Genomic DNA, 22381 nt, shown 5'->3' on the forward strand with positions numbered 1-22381 from the left:
CTCAGGCCTCCTGGAGTGCGGGGCGGACGGTCCGGCGCTCGATGCGGCGGTCCTCGGGGTCGGCGGCCACCACCCGGTCGACGTACACCCCGGGCAGGTGCACCGCGTCCGGAGGGAGCTCGCCCGGTTCGACGATCCGGTCCGCCTCGACCAGGGTGATCCGGCCCGCCGCCGCGCAGAGCGGGTTGAAGTTCCGGGCGGCGGCGTGGAACACGCAGTTGCCGTGCCGGTCCGCCACCTCGGCCCGGACCAGCGCGAAGTCCGCCGTGATCGCCTCCTCCAGCAGGTAGCGACGGCCGCCGAACTCCCGGACCTCCTTCGGCGGGGAGGCCAGGGCCACCGAGCCGTCGGCCGCGTAGCGCCAGGGCAGCCCGCCCTCCTCGACCTGGGTGCCGACCCCGGCCGGGGTGAAGAACGCCGGGATGCCGGCGCCGCCCGCCCGGAGCCGCTCGGCCAGCGTGCCCTGCGGGGTCAGCTCGACCTCCAACTCGCCGGAGAGGTACTGCCGGGCGAACTCCTTGTTCTCCCCGACGTACGAGGAGGTCATCCGGGCGATCCGGCCCGCCCGCAGCAGCAGGCCCAGCCCCCAGTCGTCCACCCCGCAGTTGTTCGAGACCACCCGCAGTCCGGTGGCGCCGGAGTCCACCAGGGCGCCGATCAGCGTGCTGGGGATGCCGCAGAGGCCGAAGCCGCCGACGGCCAGCACCGCGCCGTCGGGAACGTCCCCGACGGCGTCGGCGGGGGAGTCCAGGACCTTGTCCAAGGGGTCACCTCGTGAGGGAGTGGGCGGAGGGGGTGGAAGAGGAAGGGGCGGAGCGCGGCCGGGGTGGTGCGGCGGCCGGGGAAGGTGGGACGGGCAGGTGGGACGGGCTTATGGGAGGGGCTTGTGGGAGGGGCTTGTGGGAGGGGCGGCCGGCGGGCTCGGCCGCCGCGCGGAGCCCGTGGCCGTACCAGGCCGGGCTGGGGTCCTGCCTGGGCCGGACCGGGGTCGGGCACGCCGCTGGGGTTGGCTGCCGTCGGACGGGCTCCGCGCCCCTCCACCGTCACCGGGCAGGGGTGGGCGCAGCCATGGCGGCCACCCCCATGGGTGGGCGCGGAGCCGTGTCGGCGGGCCACACCCGGGCGCCCGGGGGACGGCGGCGGGCCGACGGTATGTCGACCGGAGCCACATCCCGACCGGCTGATACGTCGACCGGGCACATGTCGCCGTTCCCACCGCACACCTACGGTTCCCGCATCCACCCGCCGCACTTCAGGAGTCGGTCACCATGCGCAGCTCGACAAACCCCTCCAGGACCGCCTCCGGCGTTCGCCTGGGCGACTCCCTGACCGGCGGCCCGGCCCGGAAGCTCGCCGCCCTCGCGGCCTGCGTCCTGCTGGCCTCGGGCTGCGCCAAGGCCGGCACGGCCGGGACGAGCGCGGCGGACGGTGGATCGAAGGGCCCGATCAAGGTCGGCCTGGTGTACTCCAAGACCGGGCCGCTGGCCGCCTACGGCAAGCAGTACCTGGAGGGCTTCAAGGCCGGCCTGAGCTACGCGACCAAGGGCACCGGCGCGGTCGACGGGCACAAGATCGAGTTCGAGGAGCAGGACGACGCCGGCGACCCGGCCAAGGCGGTGTCCGCCGCCAAGGACCTGATCGGCAAGGGCTACAAGGTGCTGGCCGGTTCCACCGCCTCCGGTGTGGCCCTCCAGGTCGGTCCGATCGCCGCCCAGAACAAGGTGCTCTTCATCAGCGGCCCGGCCGCCGCCGACAAGGCCACCGGTCTGAACAAGTACACCTTCCGTTCCGGCCGCCAGTCCTACCAGGACATCAAGACCGCGGCCTCGTTCATCGGTGACGCCAAGGGCAAGAAGGTCACCGTGCTCGCCCAGGACAACGCCTTCGGCCAGGCCAACGTGGCCGCCGTGAAGGCGCTGCTCGGCGCCGAGGGCGCGACGGTCGACCAGGTGCTCGCCCCGCCGAGCGCCACCGACCTCACCCCCTTCGCCACCCAGGCCAAGACCGCCAAGCCCGACCTGCTGTTCGTCGCCTGGGCCGGCGACACCGCCTCGGCCCTGTGGACGGCGCTCAACCAGCAGGACGTGTTCGCCGACACCAAGGTCGTGACCGGCCTCGACCTGGCCGCCTCCTACCCGCTGTTCGGCCCGGCCGCCGAGAAGATCTCCTTCCTGAACCACTACTTCGACGGCGCCGCCGGCACCCCGGTGGAGAAGGCCATGACCGATGCCGTCACCGCCGCCGGAGGGAAGACGGACATCTTCACCCCGGACGGCTTCACCGCCGCCCAGATGATCGTGCACGCCGTCGAGTCCAACCACGGCTCCGCCGACGACACCTCGGCCCTGGTCAAGGCCCTGGAGGGCTGGAGCTTCGACGGCGTGAAGGGGAAGACCACGGTCCGCGCCGAGGACCACGCCCTGCTCCAGCCGATGTTCCAGGTGCGGCTGACCGGCAGCGGTGCCGCCGCCAAGCCCTCGGTGGAGAAGACCCTGACCGCGGACGAGGCGGCACCCCCGGTCACCCCGATGGCGGGCTGATCCCGATGCCCGCCCGCACCACGTCGACTCCTTCCGCCTCCTCGGCTGCCTCCGCCGCGTCCACCTCGTCCGCGCGGTCCTCCGCGTCCTCCTCTCCGGTGCTGCGTCTGGACGGGCTCGGCTGGGCCGTCCGCGGCGTGCCGATCGTCGAGGACGTCTCCTTCTCGGTCGGCGAAGGCGAGTTCATCGCCTTCATCGGGCCCAACGGCGCCGGCAAGACCTCCCTCTTCAACCTGATCTCGGGCATCTACCCGGCGACCCACGGCAGCCTCCACCTCGACGGCGCGGACATCACCGCCGAGACGGTGCACGCCAGGGCCCGCCGCGGGCTCGGCCGCACCTTCCAGACCTCCTCCCTCTGGCCGGGGATGACCGTCGCCGACCACGTCCGCCTGGCCGCCCAGGCGGCGGCCGGGCCGGGTGCCTCGTACCGGCTCTGGCGCCGCGCCGACCGCTACGAGCAGCAGCTGGCCGACACCCTGGAACGCACCGATCTCACCCACCGCGCGGACACCCTGGCCAGTGCGCTCTCGCACGGGGAGAAGCGCAAGCTGGAGCTGGCCGTCCTGCTGGTCTCGGAGCCCCGGCTGATCCTGCTGGACGAGCCGATGGCCGGAGTCAGTGCGGAGGAGGTGCCGGCCCTCACCGAGCTGATCCGTTCCGTACACCGTGACCTGGGCCGGACCGTCCTGATGGTCGAGCACCACATGGACGTCCTGCTCGGCCTCGCCGACCGGCTCGCGGTGATGCACCACGGCACGCTGCTCGCCCTGGACACCCCCGAGGCCGTGATGGCCGACCCGACCGTGCAACAGGCCTACCTGGGTGAGGCGTTGTGACCTCCTCTCCGTTCTCCGCTCAGCGCCCCGCTCCTTCGGCGCACTCCGCCTCCTCTCCGTCGTCCGCGTCCTTGCCGTCGTCCGCTGCCGAACCCCTCCTCTCCGTCCGCGATCTGCGGGTGGTCATCGACGGGCTGCACATCCTGCACGGCGTCGACTTCGACGTGGCCCCCGTCGGGGTGACCGCGCTCCTCGGCCGCAACGGCGCCGGGAAGACCACCACCGTCAAGGCCGTCATGGGCCTGGTGCCGCGCACCGGAAGCATCCGGCTGTCCGGCTCCGAACTCTCCTCCCTTCCCACGCATCTGGTCGTTCGTCATGGCATCGGCTACGCGCCCGAGGACCGGGGGATCTTCGCCGGCCTCACGGTCGCCGAGAACCTCCGCCTCGCCGAGCGCGCTGCCGGAAGCGGGAATGGGAGCGGCGGCGAGGCCGGTGAGCCCAACTACGCACTCGTCCATGAGCTCTTCCCCGAACTCAAGCAGCGGGCCGGGCAATTGGCCGGGACGCTCTCCGGCGGCCAGCAGCAGATGGTGGCGATCGGCCGGACGCTGCTCAACCGCAACCGGTTGATCATCGCCGACGAGCCCACCAAGGGCCTGGCCCCGAAGATCGTCGCCGAGGTGGCCGAGGTGCTGGCGCGTGCGGCCGAGGCCGTGCCCGTCCTCCTGGTCGAGCAGAACCTCGCCCTCGTCCGCCGGCTGGCCGGCACCTGCGCTGTCCTGGCCGACGGCCGTACCGCCCACCGCGGAGACACCGCCGAGCTGTTGGCCGACGAGGAGGCCGCCCGCCGCCTGCTCGGCGTCGGCTCCCGTCACCCGCTCGCCGGCGGGCCCCGGCCCGCCGCCGCCCCGGCCTCCCCGGCCGCCCCTGTCGTCACCGCCGAGGTGAAGCCCTGATGGACACTGTCGTCCTCCTTTTCTGTACCGGACTCGGTCTCGGTGCGCTGTACTTCCTGGTCGCCTCCGGTCTGTCGCTGATCTTCGGTCTGATGGACGTGCTCAACTTCGCGCACGGCGCCCTGCTCTCGATCGGCGCCTACGCCACCTGGTGGGCCGGTGCCGAGGCTGGTCTCTCCTTCTGGCTCGCGGTGCCGTTCGGCACCCTGGCCGGAACGGCCGCCGCCGTCCTGCTGGAGCTCTTCCTGATCCGGCCGCTCTACAGCCGGCCGCGCGACCAGATCCTTGCCACCGTCGGGGTCGGGCTCGCCGTACCCGCCCTGCTGATGGGGATCTGGGGCGCGGACTCCCGCCCCTTCCCGCAGCCGGAGCTGCTGTCCGGCACCTGGCACGTGCTCGGGGCGACCGTCCCGGTCAACCGCTTCGTGCTGGTGGCCGCCGCCGCCCTGCTGCTGCTCGCTCTTCGGTTGTTCCTCGCCCGCACCCGCTACGGGCTGATCGTCCGGGCCGGCGTCGAGGACCGGGCGATGGTCACGGCGCTCGGCATCGACGTCCGGAAGGCGTTCACCCTCGTCTTCGCCCTCGGCGGGGCGGCCGCCGCACTCGGTGGCGCCCTCGGCGGCCTCTACTTCGGTTCGGTCAATCCCGGCCAGGGGACCGGCCTGCTCATCTTCGCCTTCGTCGTCGTGGTGATGGGCGGCATGGGCTCCGTGACCGGAGCCGCCGTCGCCTCGGTGGGCGTCGGCCTCGTCCAGCAGTTCGCCAACTACTACACCGGCGCCGGGCTCGGCGACCTCTCGGTCGTCGTCCTGCTCGCCGTGCTGCTTCTCGTCCGACCCCGTGGACTCACCGGGAGGCTCGCGTGAGCGCCGAAACACCGATCACGAGCACCGGTGGCCCCGCGGCCGGCCGCAGCGCCGCCGCTCCGGCAGGGGGGACTGACACCAGCCCTGCCGTGACCACCATGTCAGCAGAGGGGACTGACACCAGCTCCACCGACACCGCCACTGTGGCAAGGGGGACTGACACCGGCCTTGCCGAGACCCATTGTGAACACAGGGCCGAGTTCGGCGCCATCCCTCGAACGGGTGATCCAGTCACTAATCGCTGGACTGGCGCGCACAGAGCGCTACGCTGGTGGCCGATCGCTCTGCTGATCACGCTCCTTGTCGCCCCATACAGTGCGCTTCCCATCCCGGGACTGCTCGACGGCCCGCTCGGCAGCCCCGGAAGCCTCCAACTGCTCGCCCTGTGCCTCCTCTACGGCGGGCTCGCCACCGGTTACGACCTCCTGCTCGGTCGGACCGGACTGCTCTCCTTCGGCCACGCGCTCTACTTCGCGACCGGCCTCTACGCCACCGACCTCGGCATGCTGGAGCTGCGACTGCCGTTCGCCGCCGCCGCGGTGTTCGGCGTCTCCTGCTCCGTCCTGCTGGCCCTGCTGCTCGGCTCGGTCAGCCTGCGCGTCACCGGCATCGGCTTCTCCATGGTCACCCTCGCCTTCGCCCAGGCCGGCTCGATCCTCGTCCAGCGCAACCCCGGTGGCGCCACCGGTGGCGAGGAGGGCCGGTCCGCCCCGGCCGACCTGCTGCCCTCCGGCCTGCTCGGGATCGAGAACACCGCCAACCTCTACTGGATCGCCGTCGGCTACCTGGTGCTGACGGTCGCCGCGGTCCACTGGGCCGTCAAGTCCCCGATCGGCCGGGTCTGGGAGGGCATCAAGGAGAACGAGCGCCGGGTCGAGGTGCTCGGACTGCGGCCGTACGGCTACAAGTTGGTCGCCTTCGTGCTGGCCGGCGGACTCGCCGGGCTGGGCGGGGTGGTCTACCTGCTGCTGACCGGTGGCGCCACTCCGCAGGCCGCCACCTCGGACGCCACGCTCGCGCTCCTGGTCATGGTCGTCCTCGGCGGCTCCGGCACCCGCTGGGGGCCGCTGCTCGGCGGTGTCCTCTACACCTGGGCGAGCCACCGGCTCGGCGACCTCGCCAACTCGTCGGCCGTCGCCGACCTTCCGGCGGTGCTGCGCGTGCCGCTCTCCCAACCCCTGTTCCTGCTGGGCGCCCTGTTCGTCGCCGTGGTCTACCTGCTGCCCGGCGGCCTGGCTAGACTGCCTGCCCGCATCCGATCCGCCCGCACCGGCCGTTCCGCCCCGGCGCCGGCCGGCCCCGGAACCGCCCACCCCACCGGAGGTACCCCCGCGTGAGCCAGTCGCCGCTGAAGCCCGAGGAGTTGACCGTCCCCGTGCCCGGTGGGGACCTGGCCGTCCTGCGCTGGCCCGCCGAGGACCCGCAGGCCCCGACGGTCGTGGCGGTGCACGGCATCACCGCCAACGGCCTCGCCTGGTACGAGGTCGCCCGCCGGCTCGCCGGCCGGGTCACCCTGCTCGCGCCCGACCTGCGGGGCCGCGGCGCCAGCCGCTCGGTCACCGGACCGTACGGACTGGCCCGGCACGCCGACGACGTGGCCGCGCTGATCGGCGCGCTCGGCTCGGGGCCCGTCACGGTGGTCGGCCACTCGATGGGGGCCTGGGTCACCGCCCTGGCCGCCGTCCGGCACCCCGACCTGGTCCGCCGCGTCCTGCTGGTCGACGGGGCGGTGACCTTCCCGCTGCCGCAGGGCGTCCGCGAGGAGGACGCCCTGGCCGCGGTGCTCGGCCCCGCGCTGGCCCGGCTGTCCACGACCTTCCCGGACCGGGAGGCCTACCGGGAGTTCTGGCGCGGGCACCCCGCCTTCGCCGGCGAGTGGACCGAGGGGATCGACGCCTACACCCAGCGCGACCTGGTCGGCGCGGAGCCCGAACTGCGCTCCTCCTGCGTGCTGGAGGCCGTGCAGGACGACGGCGCCCAGGTCCTGCTGGACGAGGACGCGGCCGCCGCCGTGCACCGGCTGCCCTGCCCGGCCGACCTGATCTGGGCCGAGCGCGGCCTGTTCGACGAGCCGCAGGGCCTCTACGACCACGAGCGGATCGGGCTGGCCGGACTGGACCCGGAGCGGGTTCCGGCCTCGCCGGTGCCGGACACCAACCACTACTCGATCCTCTGGGGCGAGGCCGGGGCGGACCGCATCGTCCGCATCCTGCTCGCGGACGCCCTCACCGCCGGGTAGCCGGTCCGCCCCGGAACGCCGACCGGGAACCGATCAGGACGCAGACCGGAACGCCGACGGCCGGCGGGGGCCGCACCCCCGCCGGCCGCCGCCGGTGCCCCGTCCCGCCGTTCCCCGGCGGGTCAGCCCGCCGTGCCGAGGAAGCTCTCCCAGCCGCCCGCCGGCGCCTGGCCGACGTTGAGCGAGCGCAGCTTGCGCAGGGTGGACTGGTCCTGCACCTCCAGCCACTCGACGAGCTGCTTGAAGGAGACCAGCCGGACGTCGGGCTTGCCCGCGATGGTCTTGAGGGTCTCCTCGACGGCGTCCATGTAGATGCCGCCGTTCCACTGCTCGAAGTGGTTGCCGACGAAGAACGGCGCGCGGTTGCCGTTGTACGCGCGCTCGAAGCCCGCCAGGTAGGAGTTGGTGGCCTGGGTGCGCCAGTCGCCGTACTTGGCCGGGTCGCCCTTGGTGCTGCCGGCGGACTGGTTGGCCAGGATGTTGTAGTCCATCGACAGGACTTGGAAGGTGTGCCCGGGGAACGGGATGGACTGCAGCGGGAAGTCCCAGACCTTGCCGTCCTGCACCTTCTGCGGCCATATCTGCAGGCCGCCCGAGGAACTGGCGTCGTACTTCCAGCCCAGCTTGGCGATGGTCGGCAGCAGAGCCTTCTGGCCCTCCAGGCACGGGGTGCGGCCGCCGATCAGCTCCTTCTTGTAGTCGAAGGGGAGCGGGTCGACATCGGTGAAACCGGTGTTGGTCCGCCACTGGGTGACGAAGCCGATCGCCTGGTCGATCTCGCTCTGCCAGTCCTCCGGGGTCCACACGTTGACCCCGTTCTTGTCCGGACGGCTGGAGCAGAAGTGCCCGTTGAAGTGGGTGCCGATCTCGTGCCCGGCCAGCCAGGCCTGGCTGACGAGCTTGAGCGTGCTCTTCACCGCGCCGTCCGACAGGTACGGGATGTCGGAGGCGCCGACCGAGTGCTTCGGCGGGTGGTAGAGGTCCGCCTTGCCCTTGGGCAGGGCGTAGATGCCCGAGAGGAAGAAGGTCATCGTGGCCTTGTGCTGCTCCGCCAGCTTCAGGAAGCGGGGGAACTGGCCGTCCTCGGTGCCGCCGGCGCCGTCCCAGGAGAAGACCACGAACTGGGGCGGCCGCTCGCCCGGCTTGAGCTTCTCGGGCTTGGGCTGGTTCGGCTGCGGGCCGGTGTCCGCGTTGGAACCGTCGCCGATCGGGGTGCCCTTGGGCACCACCGCCTGGGTGGGGTCGCCGCTGCCGCCCTGGGTGGTGCTCGCGCCGCCGGGGCCGGGGGAGGGGGAGCCCTGGCCCGAGCCGGACCCGCCGCTGGAGCAGGCCGCGACCGCGCCGAGGGCCGCGGTCGCGGCGGTTGCGCTGAGCACCGTCCTGCGCGAGATGCTGGTCATGGTCTCCCCTGGGTGCCGATACCGGTGGTGAGGGCGGCCCGCGGCCGCACCGGTCAAATCGGGCAATTGATGAATATTCCGCCGTTAGCATGTCATGTCGCCGCAGCGGCCACCAAGGTCGCCGAGCGCTGACGACTCTCAACACGCCGGGCGCGTACGGCTGGGCTGCGGGGATGCCTCGACTGTTGCCGTCCTGTGACGCTTCCCGCCCCGTGCGGTCCGGTCAGTACGCTACCGCCGGTCGGTCCGCTCCCCGCCGGAGTTCGTCAGCGTTCGGCCCGGTTGGTCGCCCTTTTGGGAAAACTTTTGCCCCTTGCTGGGCCGGGCGGCCCGAAGCCCGCTATGGGGCCGCTCCGGGTGGGCCGGGCGGGAGGGGAAAGGAGGGAGAGAAGGGGGGCGGCCGGGCGGGCCGTCAGAGCGCGGCGAGTCGCCGGGTGCGGCGCACCATGCGCGCGATCGCGGTGCTGATGGCGGTGGCCGCCGCGCAGGAGACCACGAGGCTCAGCCAGGCGGTGTTGAACCAGTGGCTGTTCAGCCAGCCCAGCGTCACGATGTAGGCGGCCCAGACCAGTGCCGCCAGTGCCGACCAGTGCAGGAACCGGTGCGGATGGGCGGGGGAGTGGCCGATGGCCAGGTCGAGGACGGTCCGGCCGGCCGGGACGAACCGGGCGACCACCACCATCGCGGCGGCCGCTCCGTGGGGGCGTTCGATCAGGGCCTCCTGGACCCGGGTCACGCTGGCCGCCAGTTTCGGGCGCCGGGCGAGTCGGCGGTGCAGCACCGGGGCGCCGCGCCGGGCCAGGTTCAGCAGCAGGAGGTCGCCCAGGAAGGAGGCCACCGCCACGCCCAGTCCGAGCATCAGGGGCGCGCCGTTGATCTGCGAGGTCTTGAGCACGGCCAGGATGACCAGCGTCCCGCTGGGGATGAACGGCAGGAGGGCGTCCCCGAGCACGGCGACGAGCGCCAGCGCGCAGATCCACGAGGATCCGATCGCGGCCACGAAGTTCAAGACCCTTTACTCCCTCCGTGCCTCCCGGGGGAGCAGGTGGCTGCAGGGGTCAACGCTAGCGCCTCGACTTTTCATGCCATGAAGCACCCCGGTATGGCATGGATCACGAGTGCTGATTCCGGCCGTGCCCCGAGGCTGCGGGCCGTGCGTCCGGGCCGTATGTCCGGGTCGGCCGGGGTGAGGGGTGCCCGGGCGGCGGAGGGCCGCCGAAACCGAACGAGCCCCCGGGGCGGGGTGCCGCGCCGAGGGCTCGCAGTGATCGTCCGGTGCTGGTCCAGCCCGACGATCTTGCTGGTGGAGTGCGGATCCCGCTCCGGCGGTCCGCCTCTGGGCCCAAGCCTGCCGGACGCCGGCCCCCGGTCGCGAGGGCCCGGGCTGGCGACTTCCGGCGCTGGCGGGAAGTCGCCAGCCGTGTTCGCCCACTGGCTCTCCGTCAGCCGAACGGTCGGTCGGACGCCCGTGCGAAATGGCCGAAACCCACTCGGACCGTGGCCGGACGACATCCCCGAGGCGGGAACAGCGAGCCCCCGGCCGTGGTTGACCCCGGTCGGCGACAGCGACCGGCGGACCACCCGGGCCCGCGCGGCCGGCCACGACGGCCGGCACAAGGACGGCAGCCAGGAGGGCGGACGGGATGACCACCGAGGACCAGCAGGAGCACGGAGCCGAACCGGCGGCCGACACGGCAATCCGGGGCACCGCCCGGGGAACGGCACCCGCCCCGCTCTCCATCCTCGACCTGGCCACGGTCGGCGTCGGCCACACGCCCGCCGAGGCCCTCGCCGCCACCACCGAACTGGCCCGCCGGGCCGAACAGTGGGGCTACCACCGCTTCTGGGTGGCCGAGCACCACGGCATGCCCGGAGTGGCCAGCTCCACCCCCGCCGTCCTGCTCGCCCACCTCGGGGCCAACACCACCACGCTGCGGCTCGGCTCCGGCGGCGTCATGCTCCCCAACCACGCCCCGCTGGCCATCGCCGAGCAGTTCGGCCTGCTGGAAGCCCTGCACCCCGGGCGGATCGACCTCGGACTCGGCCGCGCCCCCGGCACCGACCAGGCCACCGCCCGGGCGCTGCGCCGCGGCCTCGCCGAAGGCGCGGACGACTTCCCGCAGCAGCTCGCCGAGCTGACCCACTTCCTCGACGGAGACTTCCCGGACGGCCACCCGTACGCCCGGCTGACGGCCGTCCCCAAGGGCGAGGGCCGCCCGCCGGTCTGGCTGCTCGGCTCCTCCGGCTTCAGCGCCCAGCTGGCGGGCCGCCTCGGCCTCCCGTTCGCCTTCGCCCACCACTTCAGCAGCGCCAACACCGTCCCGGCGCTGGACCTCTACCGCTCGTCCTTCCGCCCCTCCGCCGTGCTCGCCGAGCCGTACGCGCTGATCGGCGTGAGCGCGGTCGCCGCCGACGACGAGCCCTCGGCCCGGCGCCTCGCCCGCTCCGCGGCCCTCGGCATGCTCCGCCTGCGGCGCGGCAACCCCGGCCCGATCCCCACCCCGCAGGAGGCCGAGGAGTACCCGTACAGCCCGGTCGAGGCCGACTTCATCGACAGCTGGCTCGACAACGTCGTGCTCGGCGACCCGGGCCGGGTCGCCGACGGGCTGGAGGCCCTGCGCAAGCGGACCGGCGTGGACGAGCTGATGGTCACCTCCCACATCCACGGCCACGAGGCCCGGCTCCGCTCGTACGGCCTGATCGCCGAGGCGTACGGCCTGACGGCGACGGCGTGACGGCTGCGGCCTGACGGCTGTGGCGAGACCGGCCGCCGGGACTGGCGGCCTGCGGTCCTGCCACGGCCGTGACCGCCGCCGGGAGGCCCGACGCCGCGCCCCGGGCCAGCCGGGGCGCGGGCCGAGCGCCACGCGGTGGTGGGCCACACCACCGCGGGCCGGGCGGACCGAGCCGTCGGCCCGCCGGCCCTCGGCTGTTGCTCACTGCGGCCGGTTCGGTTTCGCCGGGGGCGGGCGAAGTACCGGCCCTGGGCGGGCGCCGGCCCAGGCCCCGTCTCGTTCCGGCCCGACCCTGCGGCTAGCGGCCCTGTAGGGCGGGGCGGCCGTCGCGGAGTATGGCCGCGACGAGTTCGGCCTCGCCGGGGCGGGCGAAGTACCAGCCCTGGGCGGTGTCGCAGCCGGTCAGCCGCAGGCGTTCGGCCTGGGCGGCGCTCTCGATGCCCTCGGCGGTGACGGTCAGGCCGAGGGTGTGGGCGAGCTGCACCATCGCGCCGACGATCTGCTCGTCCGCGTCGCTGCGGCGGGAGCCGAGTTCCGGGCGTCCGGGCCGGTCCGTCGGGGAGGGCTCGCGGAAGCCCTCGATGAAGGTGCCGTCGAGTTTGAGCACGTGCACCGGCAGCCGGGAGAGGTAGGCCAGGTTGGAGTAGCCGGTGCCGAAGTCGTCGATCGCGATCCGCACGCCCATGTCGGCGAGCGCCTGGAGGGCCTGGAGGGGCCGGCCGCCGGGGCCGAGCAGGGCGCTCTCGGTGATCTCCAGTTGGAGCAGTCGGGCCGGCAGGCCGGTGCGTTCGAGGGCCCGGGCGACGTCGGCGACGATGTCGGAGTCCCAGATCTGGCGGGCGGCGAGGTTGACGCTCACGAAGGTCTCGGTCTCGGGGAACTCGGCGAGCCACTGCCGGGCCTGGCGGCAGGACTCCTCCAGTACCCAGGTCCCGAGCGGCACGATCGCGCCGGTCTCCTCGGCGAGCGGGATGAAGCGGTCCGGGGAGAGCGTCCCGTAGCGGGGGTGGCGCCAGCGGACCAGCGCCTCCGCGCCGTGCACGGTGCCGTCGGCCAGGCCGACCAGCGGCTGGTACTCGATCGCGAACTCGCCGCGTTCCAGGGCCGGGCGGAGCGCGGTGGCGAGCAGCTGCCGGGTGAGCTGGTGGGCGCCGCGGTCCGGGTCGTAGAGGGTCCAGCGGGCGCGGCCGTCGGCCTTGGACCAGTAGAGCGTGGCGTCGGCGTCCTTGACCAGGTCGGTCGAGGTGGTCTCGTGCACGGACCGCTCGACCACGCCGACGCTGGCGGTGACCACCAGCCGGTGCCCGGCGACGTCGAAGGGACGTTCCAGCACCTCCAGGATCCGGGCGGCCAGTTCGGTCAGCTGCTCGCTGCCCAGGCTGTCGGTGACCAGCACGGCGAACTCGTCGCCGCCCATCCGGGCCACCAGGTGGGTGTCGCGCCCGTCGAACCCGCGCCGCAGCCGGGTGGCGACGGCGATCAGCAGCTGGTCGCCGATGTGGTGGCCGAGCGCCTCGTTGATCGCCGCGAAGCCGTCGAGGTCCAGGTAGCAGACCCCGACCCGGCGTTCGTCCGGGGCGCCGACCGGGCCCGGCTGGTCGGCCGGCGCGAGGCAGGCGGCGTCGAGCCGCTCGAAGAAGTAGGTCCGGTTGGGCAGCCGGGTCAGCGGGTCGTGCAGGGCCTGGTACTCCAGCCGGTCGCCGAGCCGGCGCTGCTCGGTGATGTCCTCGACCAGCGCGAGGGTGTAGAGGGGGTCCCCGGCGCCGTCCCGGATCAGCGAGACGGTGACCTTGCTCCAGACCGTGTGGCCCTCGCGGTGCTTGAGCTGCTTCTCCACGCGGAACCGTTCCCGCTCGCCGCGGACGAGTTCGGAGAAGAGCCGGTCCGGCATGCCCTCCGGGTCGATGATCTCGTGCAGGTGGGTGCGGACCAGGTCGCCGACGCCCTGTCCGATCAGGGCGGCGAAGGCGGGGTTGACCTCGATGATCCGGTCCTCGGCATCGATCAGGGCCATGCCGATGACGGCGTCGCAGAAGGCGGCCCGGAACCGGGACTCGCTGGCCCGCAGCGCCGCCAGCAGCCGGTCGGTGTCGATGCTCTCCCGGCCGCTGCCACGGGTGAGCCCCCGCTCCCGGCGGGCGTCGCCGCTGAGCGGGGCCGCGCAGGTGGGGCAGAGCAGCGGCTCCGGCTCGGTCAGCGTCCCGCAGGCGGTGAAGGAGGTGACGGGCCCCGCGGCCGGCCCGGTGACGGATCCGGAGACGGGCCCGCCGCCCGTTCCGCCGGTCGATCCGACGACAGGTCCGACGGCTGATCCGGCGGTGGGTCCCAGGGTCGGTTCAAGGGCCGGATCGAGGACCGGTTCCAGGACCGGAGAGGCGAGGTGGCGGTGGCACGGTGACTCCTCGTGCCGCCCGCCCGGGTGGTGTGCGTCGGCCCCCTCGTTCTGGCCCGGCACGGCATGCTCCCGTCCGCTGCTGACGCTTGACGATGTCCGGCCGGCCAGTCGGGACCCGGCGGTCGGCTCCGCACTCTGTCGTGGTCCTCGGAGTCGGTCCGCTGCGGGGCCGCCCGTCGTGGGGCGCCGGTGCGCGGGGACCCGCCTGAAGGACAGGGCGCTGCGGCCGATCATAGGCCGCGACGGCAACACGCGGTGACCGCCGCCAGGGTGATTCGCCCGCTTTGTGATCATGAATGGCGGTACGTGCAGACGCCCCCGGTGCACATCACATGATGTGCGCCAGGGGCGCGTGCGCTGAAGCCGCGCCCCTGGGCGCCGACCGTGCGCCGGACGCGGACCGGTCGCGCGCCGACCGCGGGCCGGACACCGGCCGGGAGCCGGACGCCGGCCGGTCCCCGAGGGGCGCGGTGAAGAAGAAGAGAAGAAGAGGGGTGCGGTTCAGGCCAGCTTGGCGGTGAGGGTGATGGTGGTGCCGGTCAGGGCCTGGCTGACCGGGCAGTTGGCCTTGGCGTCCTCGGCGGCCTTGACGAAGCCCGCCTCGTCCAGGCCCGGCACCGTGCCGGTGACGGTCAGGTGGATGCCGGTGATGCCCTCGCCCGGCTGGAAGGTGACGTCGGCCTGGGTCTCCAGCGTGGTGGGCGGGGTGCCGGCGCCGGTGAGGCCGTGGGAGAGGGCCATCGAGAAGCACGCCGAGTGGGCGCCGGCGATGAGCTCCTCCGGGCTGGTCTTGCCGTTGGCCTGCTCGGCGCGGGACGGCCAGGACACCGGGTACGTGCCGATGCCGGACGATTCGAAGGTCACCTGGCCCTGGCCGGCGACGAGGTTGCCCTCCCAGGCCGTACGGGCGGTGCGGGTGGTTGCCACGATCGGTTCCTCCAGTGCTGAGGGAGAGTGTTCGAGCGGTCACTTCCGGTCATGCGTGCCCCAGCCTACGGGCAGGGGCCTCCCCGCTCCGGCGTGTCACGCCGCAGCGGGGAGGCGGTGCGCGGTGCCGGCGGGCGGCTCCGGGGCACTGTCCGGATCGTGGACGGTTCCGTCCGACGGTGCGGGGCCGGAGCGGGGGCCCTGTTAGATTTGCCCGGGCCCGAGCCCGGCCGGCGTACGGTCGGGCGCCCACTCCAGACACCGGGAGCCGCCCCGATGACGGACCACTCCACGACCCCCGACGCCGCTCTGCCCCAGGGGATCGACGACGCCGTACGGGCCGAGCTGACCAGCCTGCGCGAGAGCATCGACAACATCGACGCCGCGGTGGTCCACATGCTGGCCGAGCGCTTCAAGGCGACACAGCGGGTCGGCCGACTCAAGGCTGAGCACAAGCTGCCGCCGGCCGACCCGGCGCGCGAGCGGGACCAGATCAAGCGGCTGCGGGAGCTGGCGGCGGGGGCGAAGCTGGACCCGGTCTTCGCGGAGAAGTTCCTGAACTTCATCATCGCCGAGGTCATCCGCCACCACGAGGCCATCGCCCGCGCCTGACCGGGCCGGAGCCCGCACGCCCGGAGGCCGGAGGCCCCCGCGCCCGAAGCCCGCACCCCACCCGGAGACGGAGACGGAGCGGACCGCCGGCAGCGGGCCCCGGTCGTTCCCGGCCGTTCCCAGGTGACCCCCGGTGATCCCCGGTGCGACCCCCGGGGCTCCTCCGGGACACCCGGCGATGTCGGCGGCGGCTAAATGACCGATTTCGTCAGGCTCCACGGTTGGCGTAGCGTGCAGGTTTCCCCAGCCGGAGAGGTGGAGCAGCGACGATGGCGGTGAACCTGCCCGAAACGCCCAGCGGGGCCGGAGCCCCCAGCGGCTCCGCGTCGAACGTCCACGAGGTGTCCGGTGGCCGCGCCGAGGCCCGCCGTCGGGCGCGCGGTTCGCGCGGCCGTACGGACCGCCGCGCGGGCCGGCGTCCCCGGCCGTGGTGGATCGAGCTGCCGGTGATGGCGGCGGTCGGCCTGGTGGTCGCGCTGCTGATCAAGACCTGCCTGTTCCAGGTGTTCACCATCCCGTCCGGCTCGATGGAGAACACCCTGCGGATCGGCGACCGGGTCGGCGTGAACAAGCTGGCGCCGCTGACCGGCTGGGAGCCGGAGCCGGGGCAGCCGGTGGTGTTCAAGGACCCGGGGGGCTGGCTGCCGCCGCAGCCGACCGACCCGAACCCGGTCACCAACGCCGTGAGCTCGGTGCTCAGCTTCGTCGGCCTGGTGCCGCCGAAGGACGACAACTACCTGGTCAAGCGGGTCATCGCGACCGGCGGCCAGACCGTGCAGTGCGAGGGCACCACGCTGACCGTCGACGGGCGGAAGGTCGACGAGCCGTACCTGCACCCCGGGGACGGCTCCTGCGCCGGGCTGGACTTCGGGCCGGTGAAGGTGCCCTCGGGCTACGTCTGGGTCGAGGGCGACCACCGCAGCGACTCCGCGGACTCCCGGTACCACCAGCACGGCCAGGGCGGCGGCGCCGTGCCGGTGGACAACGTGGTCGGCCCGGTGTCGGCCGTCGTGTGGCCGCTCAGTCACCTCGACTGGTTCGGCTGGACCGGCCGCTGATCCCGCGCTCGGCGGCCACCCGGTCGGGGGCCCCGGGCCCGGCGGCTCCAGGGCCGTCGGCCCCCGCGTCTGAACCCGAGCCCGAGCCCGCTCCCGAGCCCGAGCCCGCTCCCGAGCCCGCTCCCGAGCCCGAGCCCGCTCCCGAGCCCGAGCCCGCTCCCGAGCCCGTCCCAGCCCCCGAACCCACCTCCGCGGGCTTGCTCGCCTGCGCCGCGAAGGCGCCGGTCAGCACCAGCAGGCCGCCCGCGATCTGCGGCACCCCGAGGTGCTCGCCGAGCAGCACCCAGGCCGTCACGGTGGCGACCACGGCCTCCAGGTTGGCGACCACCCCGGCGATCGGCGGCGAGAGGTAGCCGACCGAGATCACCCCGGTCAGGTAGGCGAGCACGGTCGCGATCAGGACCATCCACGCGGCCGGGACGAACGCGGGCAGGGTGTGCCCGTTCATCACCACCGACCCGCCGAGCCGGCTCCAGTCGGCCTGCCACGGCCGGGTGAGGACGGTGAGCAGCACCGCGCCGACGAGCAGCCCGAACGCGCTGACGGCGAGCGGGTCGACCGGGCGGTCGCCGTGCCGGCCGGCGTCGGCGAGCACGAAGTAGCCGACCTGGCAGAAGGCCGCGCCGAGGGCGAACAGCACGCCCAGCGCGTCGAAGCTCAGACCGTTCCAGACCTCGACCACGCAGGCCAGCCCGGCCACCGCGACGCCGGCGCCGATGGCCGCGCCGCGGGTGATCGGCTTGCGCTGGACGAACTTGACGTAGCCGATCAGCAGCGGCGGGCCGAGGTACTCGATGAGCAGGGCGACGCCGACCGGGATGCGGGAGATCGCCGCGAAGTAGCAGGCCTGGACGCCCGCCACGGCGAGCAGGCCGAAGCCGAGCAGCAGGCCGGGGCGGCGCAGGACGGCGTCCCGGTGCCGGTAGGCGATCGGGAGGAGTGCCACCGCCGCCCCGGTGACGCGGAGCCACACCACGTGCAGGGGGGAGAGTCCGGCCTCTATCAGCGGCTTGGCCGCGGTGCCGGAGCCGCCGAAGGCGAAGGCGGAGACGAGCGCGAGGCCGAGGCCGAGGGTTCTGCCCGAAGGGAGGGTGGGCGAGGCCGTTGATCTGTGCACGGCCGCATTGTGACAGTCATACCAATGATCGGGTAAGGCGCCATTCCGTCATTCGGTCCTGCCCTTCACCGTACGCAGCGGCGAAATCACTCGGCCCCGGCCGCCCGGTCTCAGCTGAGAGCGGGCGGCCGGGGCCGAGTGAACGGGCCGGGGTGAACGGACCCCCGTCAGCCCCCGGACCGGGACGAGGCGCCCGCCCCCGTGAGCGCGTCCGTCCCGCCCGTCCCGCCCGTGGGCTGGCCGGTCGGCTGGCTGGTCGGGGGCGCGGTCGGCTGGGTGGTCTGCGTCGGCTTCGAGGTGGGCCGGGGCGGCCGGGTGGGCTGGGTGGTGGGCTGGCTGGTCGGCGGGGCCGTCGGCGCGGTGGTCGCGCCGCCGTCGGTGCCGCCCGACGGGGTCGAGCCCGAGCCGTCGCCCGGCGCCGTGGTGGGGCCGGTGCTCGGAGCGCCGCTGGGGGCGCCCGTCGACGGGGTGCTGCTCGGCGTGCTCGGGGCGGTCGGCAGGTCGGTGGCGCCCGAGGAGTCGCCGCCCGCCGGGGTGGCGAAGTCGCTGACCGGCTGGCCCTTGAGCGCGGACTTCATGTAGCTCGTCCAGATCTGGGCCGGGAACTGGCCGCCGGCCGCGCCGTCGATGCCGCCGACGCCGCTCAGGCTGACCTGGGATCCGTTGCCCGGGTCCTGGCCGAACAGGGCGACCGAGGTGACCAGCTCGGGGGTGTAGCCCACGAACCAGACCGACTTCTGGTCGTCGGTGGTGCCGGTCTTGCCCGCCACCGGGCGGCCGAGGCCCTTGGCCCGCCAGCCGGTGCCGCCCGGGTCGCTCACCACGCCCTGGAGCATCGAGGTGACCTGGTTGGCGGTGTCCTCGCTGATCGCCTGGGTGGTCTTGTGCGCGGGCAGCGCGACGTTCTCGCCCTCGCGGTCCACCGACTGCACCAGCCACGGGGTGATCTGCTTGCCGCCGTTGTCCAGCGTGGCGTACACGCCCGCCATGTCGAGCACGCTCGGGGTGGCCGCGCCCAGCGGGATGGACGGCACCGGGTCGAGGCCCGGGGTGTTGCCGGGCAGGCCCATCGCGACGGCGGTGTCCTTGACCTTCTGGAGCCCGGTGTCCTGCGCGAGCTGCGCGAACGCCGAGTTGACCGACCAGTCGGTGGCCTGCTGGAGGGTGATCTGGCCGTAGCTCTTGTCGCCCTCGTTCGGCGGCGCGTACGGGGTGCCCTTGCCGCCGCGGACCTTCCGGCCGCTGGTGCCGTCGTACACCGTGCGCGGGGTGACGGTGCGACCCTCCTGGGTCTTGGCGTTGTTCTCGAAGGCGGCGGCCAGCGCGATCGCCTTGAAGGTCGAGCCGGCCTGGTAGTCGCGCCGGGTGGCGTTGTCGACGTAGTGCTTCACGTAGTCGACGCCGCCGTACAGGGCGACGACCGCGCCGGTCTTCGGGTCCACCGAGGCGGCGCCGGCCTGGGCGGCCGCGTCCTTCTTCCGCTTGTCCGGGTTCAGGCTGTCGTGCAGCTGGGCCTGGACGGAGTCCTGGAGGGCCTGCTGGCGGGCCGGGTCGATGCTCAGCTTGATCGTGTAGCCGCCCTTGGCCAGCTCGGTCTCGTTGATCACGCCGCTGGAGGTGAGGTACTGGGTGGCCGCGTCGACCAGGTAGCCGGCCTGGCCGGACAGGCCCGGGTTGGGCTGGGGGTCCCGGACCTCCGGGAAGGCGGTCCTGGCCCGCTCGTCCGCGGAGAGCCAGCCCTCCTTGACCATGCCGTCGAGCACGTAGTTCCAGCGGTTGACGGCGTTCTGCTTGCCCGCCGCGGTCGCGGTGGCGACGTCGTAGGCGCTCGGGGCGTTCAGCAGGGTGGCCAGGTAGGCGCCCTGGGCGGGATCGAGGGCGGACGCGTCGATGCCGAAGTACGCCTGGGAGGCGGCCTGGATGCCGTAGGCGCCGCGGCCGTAGTACGAGGTGTTCAGGTAGCCGGAGAGGATGTCGTTCTTGCTCTCGGTGGCGTCCACCTTGATGGCGATGAACAGTTCCTTCACCTTGCGGGTGACCGACTGCTTCTGGTTCAGGTACGTGTTCTTCACGTACTGCTGGGTGATGGTGGAGCCGCCCTGGGTGCCCTGGCCCTTGGCGGTGTTGACCGCGGCCCGGGCCAGGCCCTGGACGTTGATCGCGCCCTCGTTGTAGAAGTTCCGGTCCTCGGCGGCCAGCGCGGCGTGCTGGGCGGCGGGGGAGACCTTGTCCAGGGAGACGTTCTGCCGGTTGGTCTGGCCGGTGCGGGTGAGCACCGAACCGTCCGCGTAGAGCCAGGTGTTGCTCTGGGCGGTGGCGGCGGCGTGCGCGTCCGGCACCTTCACCAGGGCGATCCCGAGGGCGAACAGACCGATGCCGAGCAGCAGTGCGGAGCCGAAGCCCAGCAGGGTCATCCGCCAGGTGGGTATCAGCCGGCGCCAGCCGGTGCGCTTCGGACGTCGCGGCTTCCTGCCGCCGGACCCGCCGGACCCGCCGGCCGGGCCGGTGGAGCGCTTGAGCCGTTTGACCGGCCGGAGACTGATCGACGGCGTGCGACGGCCGCCCTGGGCGTTTCTGGACAAAGCGCGGCCTTTCCTGCGGGCGCATCGAGGCAGCCCGGCACGGACGGGGACATCGGCGGTTGGGGACCTTTGTCCCGATTCCGGTTTTACTGCCCTGGACGAGCAGAACGGGCCGGATAGCTCCGGCGGATCGCCAATCGAGACCGACATCACACGCAAAACGGACGTCGGAGGCCAAAAAATCGGGGAGCCCCTCGCTGCTGCGAGAGGCTCCCCAAATGTCTGTGCGCCGCCAGGGACTCGAACCCCGGACCCGCTGATTAAGAGTCAGCTGCTCTAACCAACTGAGCTAGCGGCGCCTGCTGACCTGGAAAACAATACACGGTTCCGAGGGGTGCCTCGAACCATCACCGAGCCATCACCGAACCGTCGCCGGGCTGCCCCCGGGTCGTCCCCGGGTCGTGCCCGGGCACCCGCGAACGACCCGGGCGGCGGCCGATCGATCCGCCCCTTTCCTTCCGGTTGGTCCGGAGTTCGCCGCTGGTTAGGGTGGAACGGTGCCCCGCCCCCAGCCAGGCCACCGCGCCGCGCGGACGACGGTCGCCACCCTGCTGCTGCTCAGCGCCGTGGCGTACACCGCCTGGGTGCTGGAGGTCGTGCTGAGCACCGGACTCGACCCGGTGCAGGCGTACATCAGCGAACTCGCCGCCGAGGACCAGCCGCTGGGCGGCCTGTTCCGGGCCACCGACCTGGCCGCCGGACTCTGCCTGCTCGCCGCCGCCGGCACCGCCCTCGCCACCGGGCGGGTCGGGGCCTCGCGGCGGCGGCGCTGGGCGCTGGCCGGCTGGTCCGCGCTCGCCCTGTTCGGCGCCGCGACCGCCGCCGACTCCCGGCTGCCGCTCAGCTGCGCCCCCACCAGCGACGAGATGTGCGCCGCGCGGGAGACCGCCGGGCTCGTCCCCGCCACCCACACCGCGCACGCGGTCACCAGCAGCCTCGCCATGGCCGGGGCGCTCACCGCGCTGGTCTCGCTCACCGTGGCCGCCCGGCGCTACCACTGGTGGCCGCCGGTGCGCCGGTTCGGGCCCTGGCTGCTGGGCGCCGAGCTGCTCGCCACCGGCTGGAGCCTCGCCTCGATCGCCGCCTTCCAGGCCGGGCACGGCACCTGGGCGCTCGGGGCCGGGCAGCGGCTCCAGGTGCTGCTGGTCGCGCTCTGGCTCGGCCTGCTGGCCCTCGGCGTCGCCCGCTCGGACGGTACGGACGAGGACGCCGAGGACGCCGAGGTGAACCAGGGGGACGAGGGGCGGCGCCGACCGACCGAACCGTCCCCGGGACGGAGGCCGACATGAGCACCGCCGGACCGGAGGCCGTCGACCGGGCGCGCTTCCTGCGCGTCGACGGCGTCCCGCTGCACGTCCGCACCGAGGGCAGTGGCCCGGTCTGCCTGCTCTCCGGCGGCCTCGGCAGCAGCTGGTTCGACTGGGACCTGGTCGTCCCCTTCCTCACCCCGTACCGCACCGTGGTCCGCTTCGACCGGCCCGGTTACGGGCTGAGCGCCGGGGAGCCCGCCACCGGGCGCCCCGCGCCGACGGCGGCCGGCGAGGCCAGGCGGATCCGGGCGGTGCTCGACGGCCTCGGGCTGCGGGAGCCCTGCACCGTGGTCGGGCACTCGCTGGCCGGCTTCCACGTCGAGGCCTTCGCCCGGCTGCACCCCGAGCGGACCGCCGGGCTGGTGCTGGTGGACGGCAGCGTGGAGGCGGCGGCCCGGCCCTACCCGGCGCCCGGCGCGCGCGACCTGGCGGCCCGGGCGGTGGCCGGCGCCGCTACCGCCCTCGCCGTGCCCTACCTGCTGGGCCCGACGGCCCGCCGGGCCATGGCCCGGCTGTCCACCGTCCGCCGCGAGGACCTCGCCCCGGCGCCGCTGGTCCGGCACTGCTACCGCACCGGGCGGGCGCTGCGCGCGCTGCTGCGGGAGAACGGCCGCTACCTCGACACGGCCGCCGAACTGGACGAGCTGCGGCGCACCCGGCCGCTGGCCGAGGACCTGCCGGTGACCGTGCTGGCCGCCGACGACGGCTGCCGGACCCGCCGCACCGAGGACTGGCTGGCCCGGCAGCGGGAGCTGGCGGCACTGCTCGGGGCGGACTTCCGCACCACCGCCCCGGCCGGGCACCTGGTGATGTTCGACCGCCCGGACGCGGTGGCCTCGGCGGTGCTCGACACCCGCTGAGC

Annotated in this window: 18 protein-coding genes and 1 tRNA gene; 11 read left to right on the forward strand and 8 right to left on the reverse strand. The window is 73.7% G+C overall.

The window, feature by feature from the left end:
* Window position 1 precedes the first annotated feature (1 nt).
* Window positions 2–763, reverse strand: a complete 762-nt coding sequence (locus ACWDCZ_RS14885; RefSeq protein WP_074005090.1) for a CoA transferase subunit A — start codon at window positions 761–763, stop codon at window positions 2–4.
* A 505-nt stretch (window positions 764–1268) separates the two neighbouring features.
* Between ACWDCZ_RS14885 and ACWDCZ_RS14890 the strand changes: the two genes are divergently transcribed.
* The 6 genes from ACWDCZ_RS14890 (at window position 1269) to ACWDCZ_RS14915 (ending at window position 7383) form a co-directional block, all read left to right on the forward strand.
* Window positions 1269–2540 (forward strand): substrate-binding domain-containing protein, encoded by a 1272-nt coding sequence (locus ACWDCZ_RS14890; protein WP_082345208.1) that lies wholly within the window; start codon window positions 1269–1271, stop codon window positions 2538–2540.
* Between the two features lie 98 nt (window positions 2541–2638).
* Window positions 2639–3379 (forward strand): ABC transporter ATP-binding protein, encoded by a 741-nt coding sequence (locus ACWDCZ_RS14895; RefSeq protein ID WP_074005091.1) that lies wholly within the window; start codon window positions 2639–2641, stop codon window positions 3377–3379.
* 71 nt (window positions 3380–3450) lie between these two features.
* Window positions 3451–4278, forward strand: a complete 828-nt coding sequence (locus ACWDCZ_RS14900) for an ABC transporter ATP-binding protein (RefSeq protein ID WP_449816105.1) — start codon at window positions 3451–3453, stop codon at window positions 4276–4278.
* On the forward strand, window positions 4278–5144 hold the full coding sequence (locus tag ACWDCZ_RS14905) for a branched-chain amino acid ABC transporter permease (RefSeq protein WP_449816106.1): 867 nt from the start codon (window positions 4278–4280) through the stop codon (window positions 5142–5144). Before ACWDCZ_RS14900 ends, ACWDCZ_RS14905 begins: the two co-directional genes overlap by 1 nt.
* 209 nt (window positions 5145–5353) lie before the next feature.
* Window positions 5354–6481, forward strand: a complete 1128-nt coding sequence (locus ACWDCZ_RS14910; protein WP_449816124.1) for a branched-chain amino acid ABC transporter permease — start codon at window positions 5354–5356, stop codon at window positions 6479–6481.
* A complete protein-coding gene (locus ACWDCZ_RS14915) occupies window positions 6478–7383 on the forward strand; it encodes an alpha/beta fold hydrolase (protein ID WP_449816107.1) in 906 nt (301 codons plus the stop codon). The genes ACWDCZ_RS14910 and ACWDCZ_RS14915 overlap by 4 nt, the downstream gene beginning before the upstream one ends.
* A gap of 122 nt (window positions 7384–7505) precedes the next feature.
* On the opposite strand, the gene ACWDCZ_RS14920 is transcribed toward ACWDCZ_RS14915, so the two are convergent.
* Window positions 7506–8783, reverse strand: a complete 1278-nt coding sequence (locus ACWDCZ_RS14920) for a polysaccharide deacetylase family protein (RefSeq protein WP_049649680.1) — start codon at window positions 8781–8783, stop codon at window positions 7506–7508.
* Between the two features lie 412 nt (window positions 8784–9195).
* On the reverse strand, window positions 9196–9783 hold the full coding sequence (locus ACWDCZ_RS14925) for a DedA family protein (RefSeq protein WP_234348218.1): 588 nt from the start codon (window positions 9781–9783) through the stop codon (window positions 9196–9198).
* 643 nt (window positions 9784–10426) lie between these two features.
* Here ACWDCZ_RS14925 and ACWDCZ_RS14930 point away from each other — a divergent pair.
* Window positions 10427–11518: an LLM class flavin-dependent oxidoreductase gene (locus ACWDCZ_RS14930; protein ID WP_387968147.1), complete on the forward strand. Its 1092-nt coding sequence runs from the start codon at window positions 10427–10429 to the stop codon at window positions 11516–11518.
* A 298-nt stretch (window positions 11519–11816) separates the two neighbouring features.
* Here ACWDCZ_RS14930 and ACWDCZ_RS14935 read toward each other — a convergent pair whose 3' ends face one another.
* Window positions 11817–13973: a putative bifunctional diguanylate cyclase/phosphodiesterase gene (locus ACWDCZ_RS14935; RefSeq protein WP_449816108.1), complete on the reverse strand. Its 2157-nt coding sequence runs from the start codon at window positions 13971–13973 to the stop codon at window positions 11817–11819.
* A gap of 441 nt (window positions 13974–14414) precedes the next feature.
* Window positions 14415–14840: an OsmC family protein gene (locus ACWDCZ_RS14940; RefSeq protein ID WP_049649677.1), complete on the reverse strand. Its 426-nt coding sequence runs from the start codon at window positions 14838–14840 to the stop codon at window positions 14415–14417.
* Window positions 14841–15116: 276 nt separating this feature from the next.
* Between ACWDCZ_RS14940 and ACWDCZ_RS14945 the strand changes: the two genes are divergently transcribed.
* Window positions 15117–15452: a chorismate mutase gene (locus tag ACWDCZ_RS14945; protein WP_049649676.1), complete on the forward strand. Its 336-nt coding sequence runs from the start codon at window positions 15117–15119 to the stop codon at window positions 15450–15452.
* A 269-nt stretch (window positions 15453–15721) separates the two neighbouring features.
* Window positions 15722–16510, forward strand: a complete 789-nt coding sequence (gene lepB / locus ACWDCZ_RS14950; RefSeq protein WP_449816109.1) for a signal peptidase I — start codon at window positions 15722–15724, stop codon at window positions 16508–16510.
* On the opposite strand, the gene ACWDCZ_RS14955 is transcribed toward lepB, so the two are convergent.
* The 3 genes from ACWDCZ_RS14955 to ACWDCZ_RS14965 all read right to left on the reverse strand — a co-directional run bounded on the left by ACWDCZ_RS14955 (window position 16473) and on the right by ACWDCZ_RS14965 (window position 20508).
* Window positions 16473–17627: an EamA family transporter gene (locus ACWDCZ_RS14955; RefSeq protein WP_449816110.1), complete on the reverse strand. Its 1155-nt coding sequence runs from the start codon at window positions 17625–17627 to the stop codon at window positions 16473–16475. The genes lepB and ACWDCZ_RS14955 overlap by 38 nt on opposite strands.
* A gap of 167 nt (window positions 17628–17794) precedes the next feature.
* On the reverse strand, window positions 17795–20209 hold the full coding sequence (locus tag ACWDCZ_RS14960) for a transglycosylase domain-containing protein (protein WP_449816111.1): 2415 nt from the start codon (window positions 20207–20209) through the stop codon (window positions 17795–17797).
* Between the two features lie 225 nt (window positions 20210–20434).
* Window positions 20435–20508, reverse strand: a tRNA-Lys gene (locus ACWDCZ_RS14965).
* Between the two features lie 198 nt (window positions 20509–20706).
* Here ACWDCZ_RS14965 and ACWDCZ_RS14970 point away from each other — a divergent pair.
* Together ACWDCZ_RS14970 and ACWDCZ_RS14975 are read left to right on the forward strand one after the other, a co-directional pair.
* Complete coding sequence (locus tag ACWDCZ_RS14970; protein WP_082345204.1) at window positions 20707–21498, forward strand: DUF998 domain-containing protein; 792 nt, start codon at window positions 20707–20709, stop codon at window positions 21496–21498.
* On the forward strand, window positions 21495–22379 hold the full coding sequence (locus tag ACWDCZ_RS14975; protein WP_449816112.1) for an alpha/beta fold hydrolase: 885 nt from the start codon (window positions 21495–21497) through the stop codon (window positions 22377–22379). The genes ACWDCZ_RS14970 and ACWDCZ_RS14975 overlap by 4 nt, the downstream gene beginning before the upstream one ends.
* Window positions 22380–22381 lie beyond the last annotated feature (2 nt).

The sequence above is a fragment of the Kitasatospora sp. NPDC001225 genome (assembly GCF_053597855.1).

What these genes read in the sequence shown, in the direction of transcription:
- ACWDCZ_RS14975 (WP_449816112.1), top strand. Translation starts at nt 21,495, where the DNA reads ATGAGCACCGCCGGACCGGAGGCCGTCGACCGGGCGCGCTTCCTGCGC.
- ACWDCZ_RS14890 (WP_082345208.1), top strand. Translation starts at nt 1,269, where the DNA reads ATGCGCAGCTCGACAAACCCCTCCAGGACCGCCTCCGGCGTTCGCCTG.
- lepB (WP_449816109.1), top strand. Translation starts at nt 15,722, where the DNA reads ATGGCGGTGAACCTGCCCGAAACGCCCAGCGGGGCCGGAGCCCCCAGC.
- ACWDCZ_RS14930 (WP_387968147.1), top strand. Translation starts at nt 10,427, where the DNA reads ATGACCACCGAGGACCAGCAGGAGCACGGAGCCGAACCGGCGGCCGAC.
- ACWDCZ_RS14905 (WP_449816106.1), top strand. Translation starts at nt 4,278, where the DNA reads ATGGACACTGTCGTCCTCCTTTTCTGTACCGGACTCGGTCTCGGTGCG.
- ACWDCZ_RS14945 (WP_049649676.1), top strand. Translation starts at nt 15,117, where the DNA reads ATGACGGACCACTCCACGACCCCCGACGCCGCTCTGCCCCAGGGGATC.
- ACWDCZ_RS14920 (WP_049649680.1), bottom strand. Translation starts at nt 8,783, where the DNA reads ATGACCAGCATCTCGCGCAGGACGGTGCTCAGCGCAACCGCCGCGACC.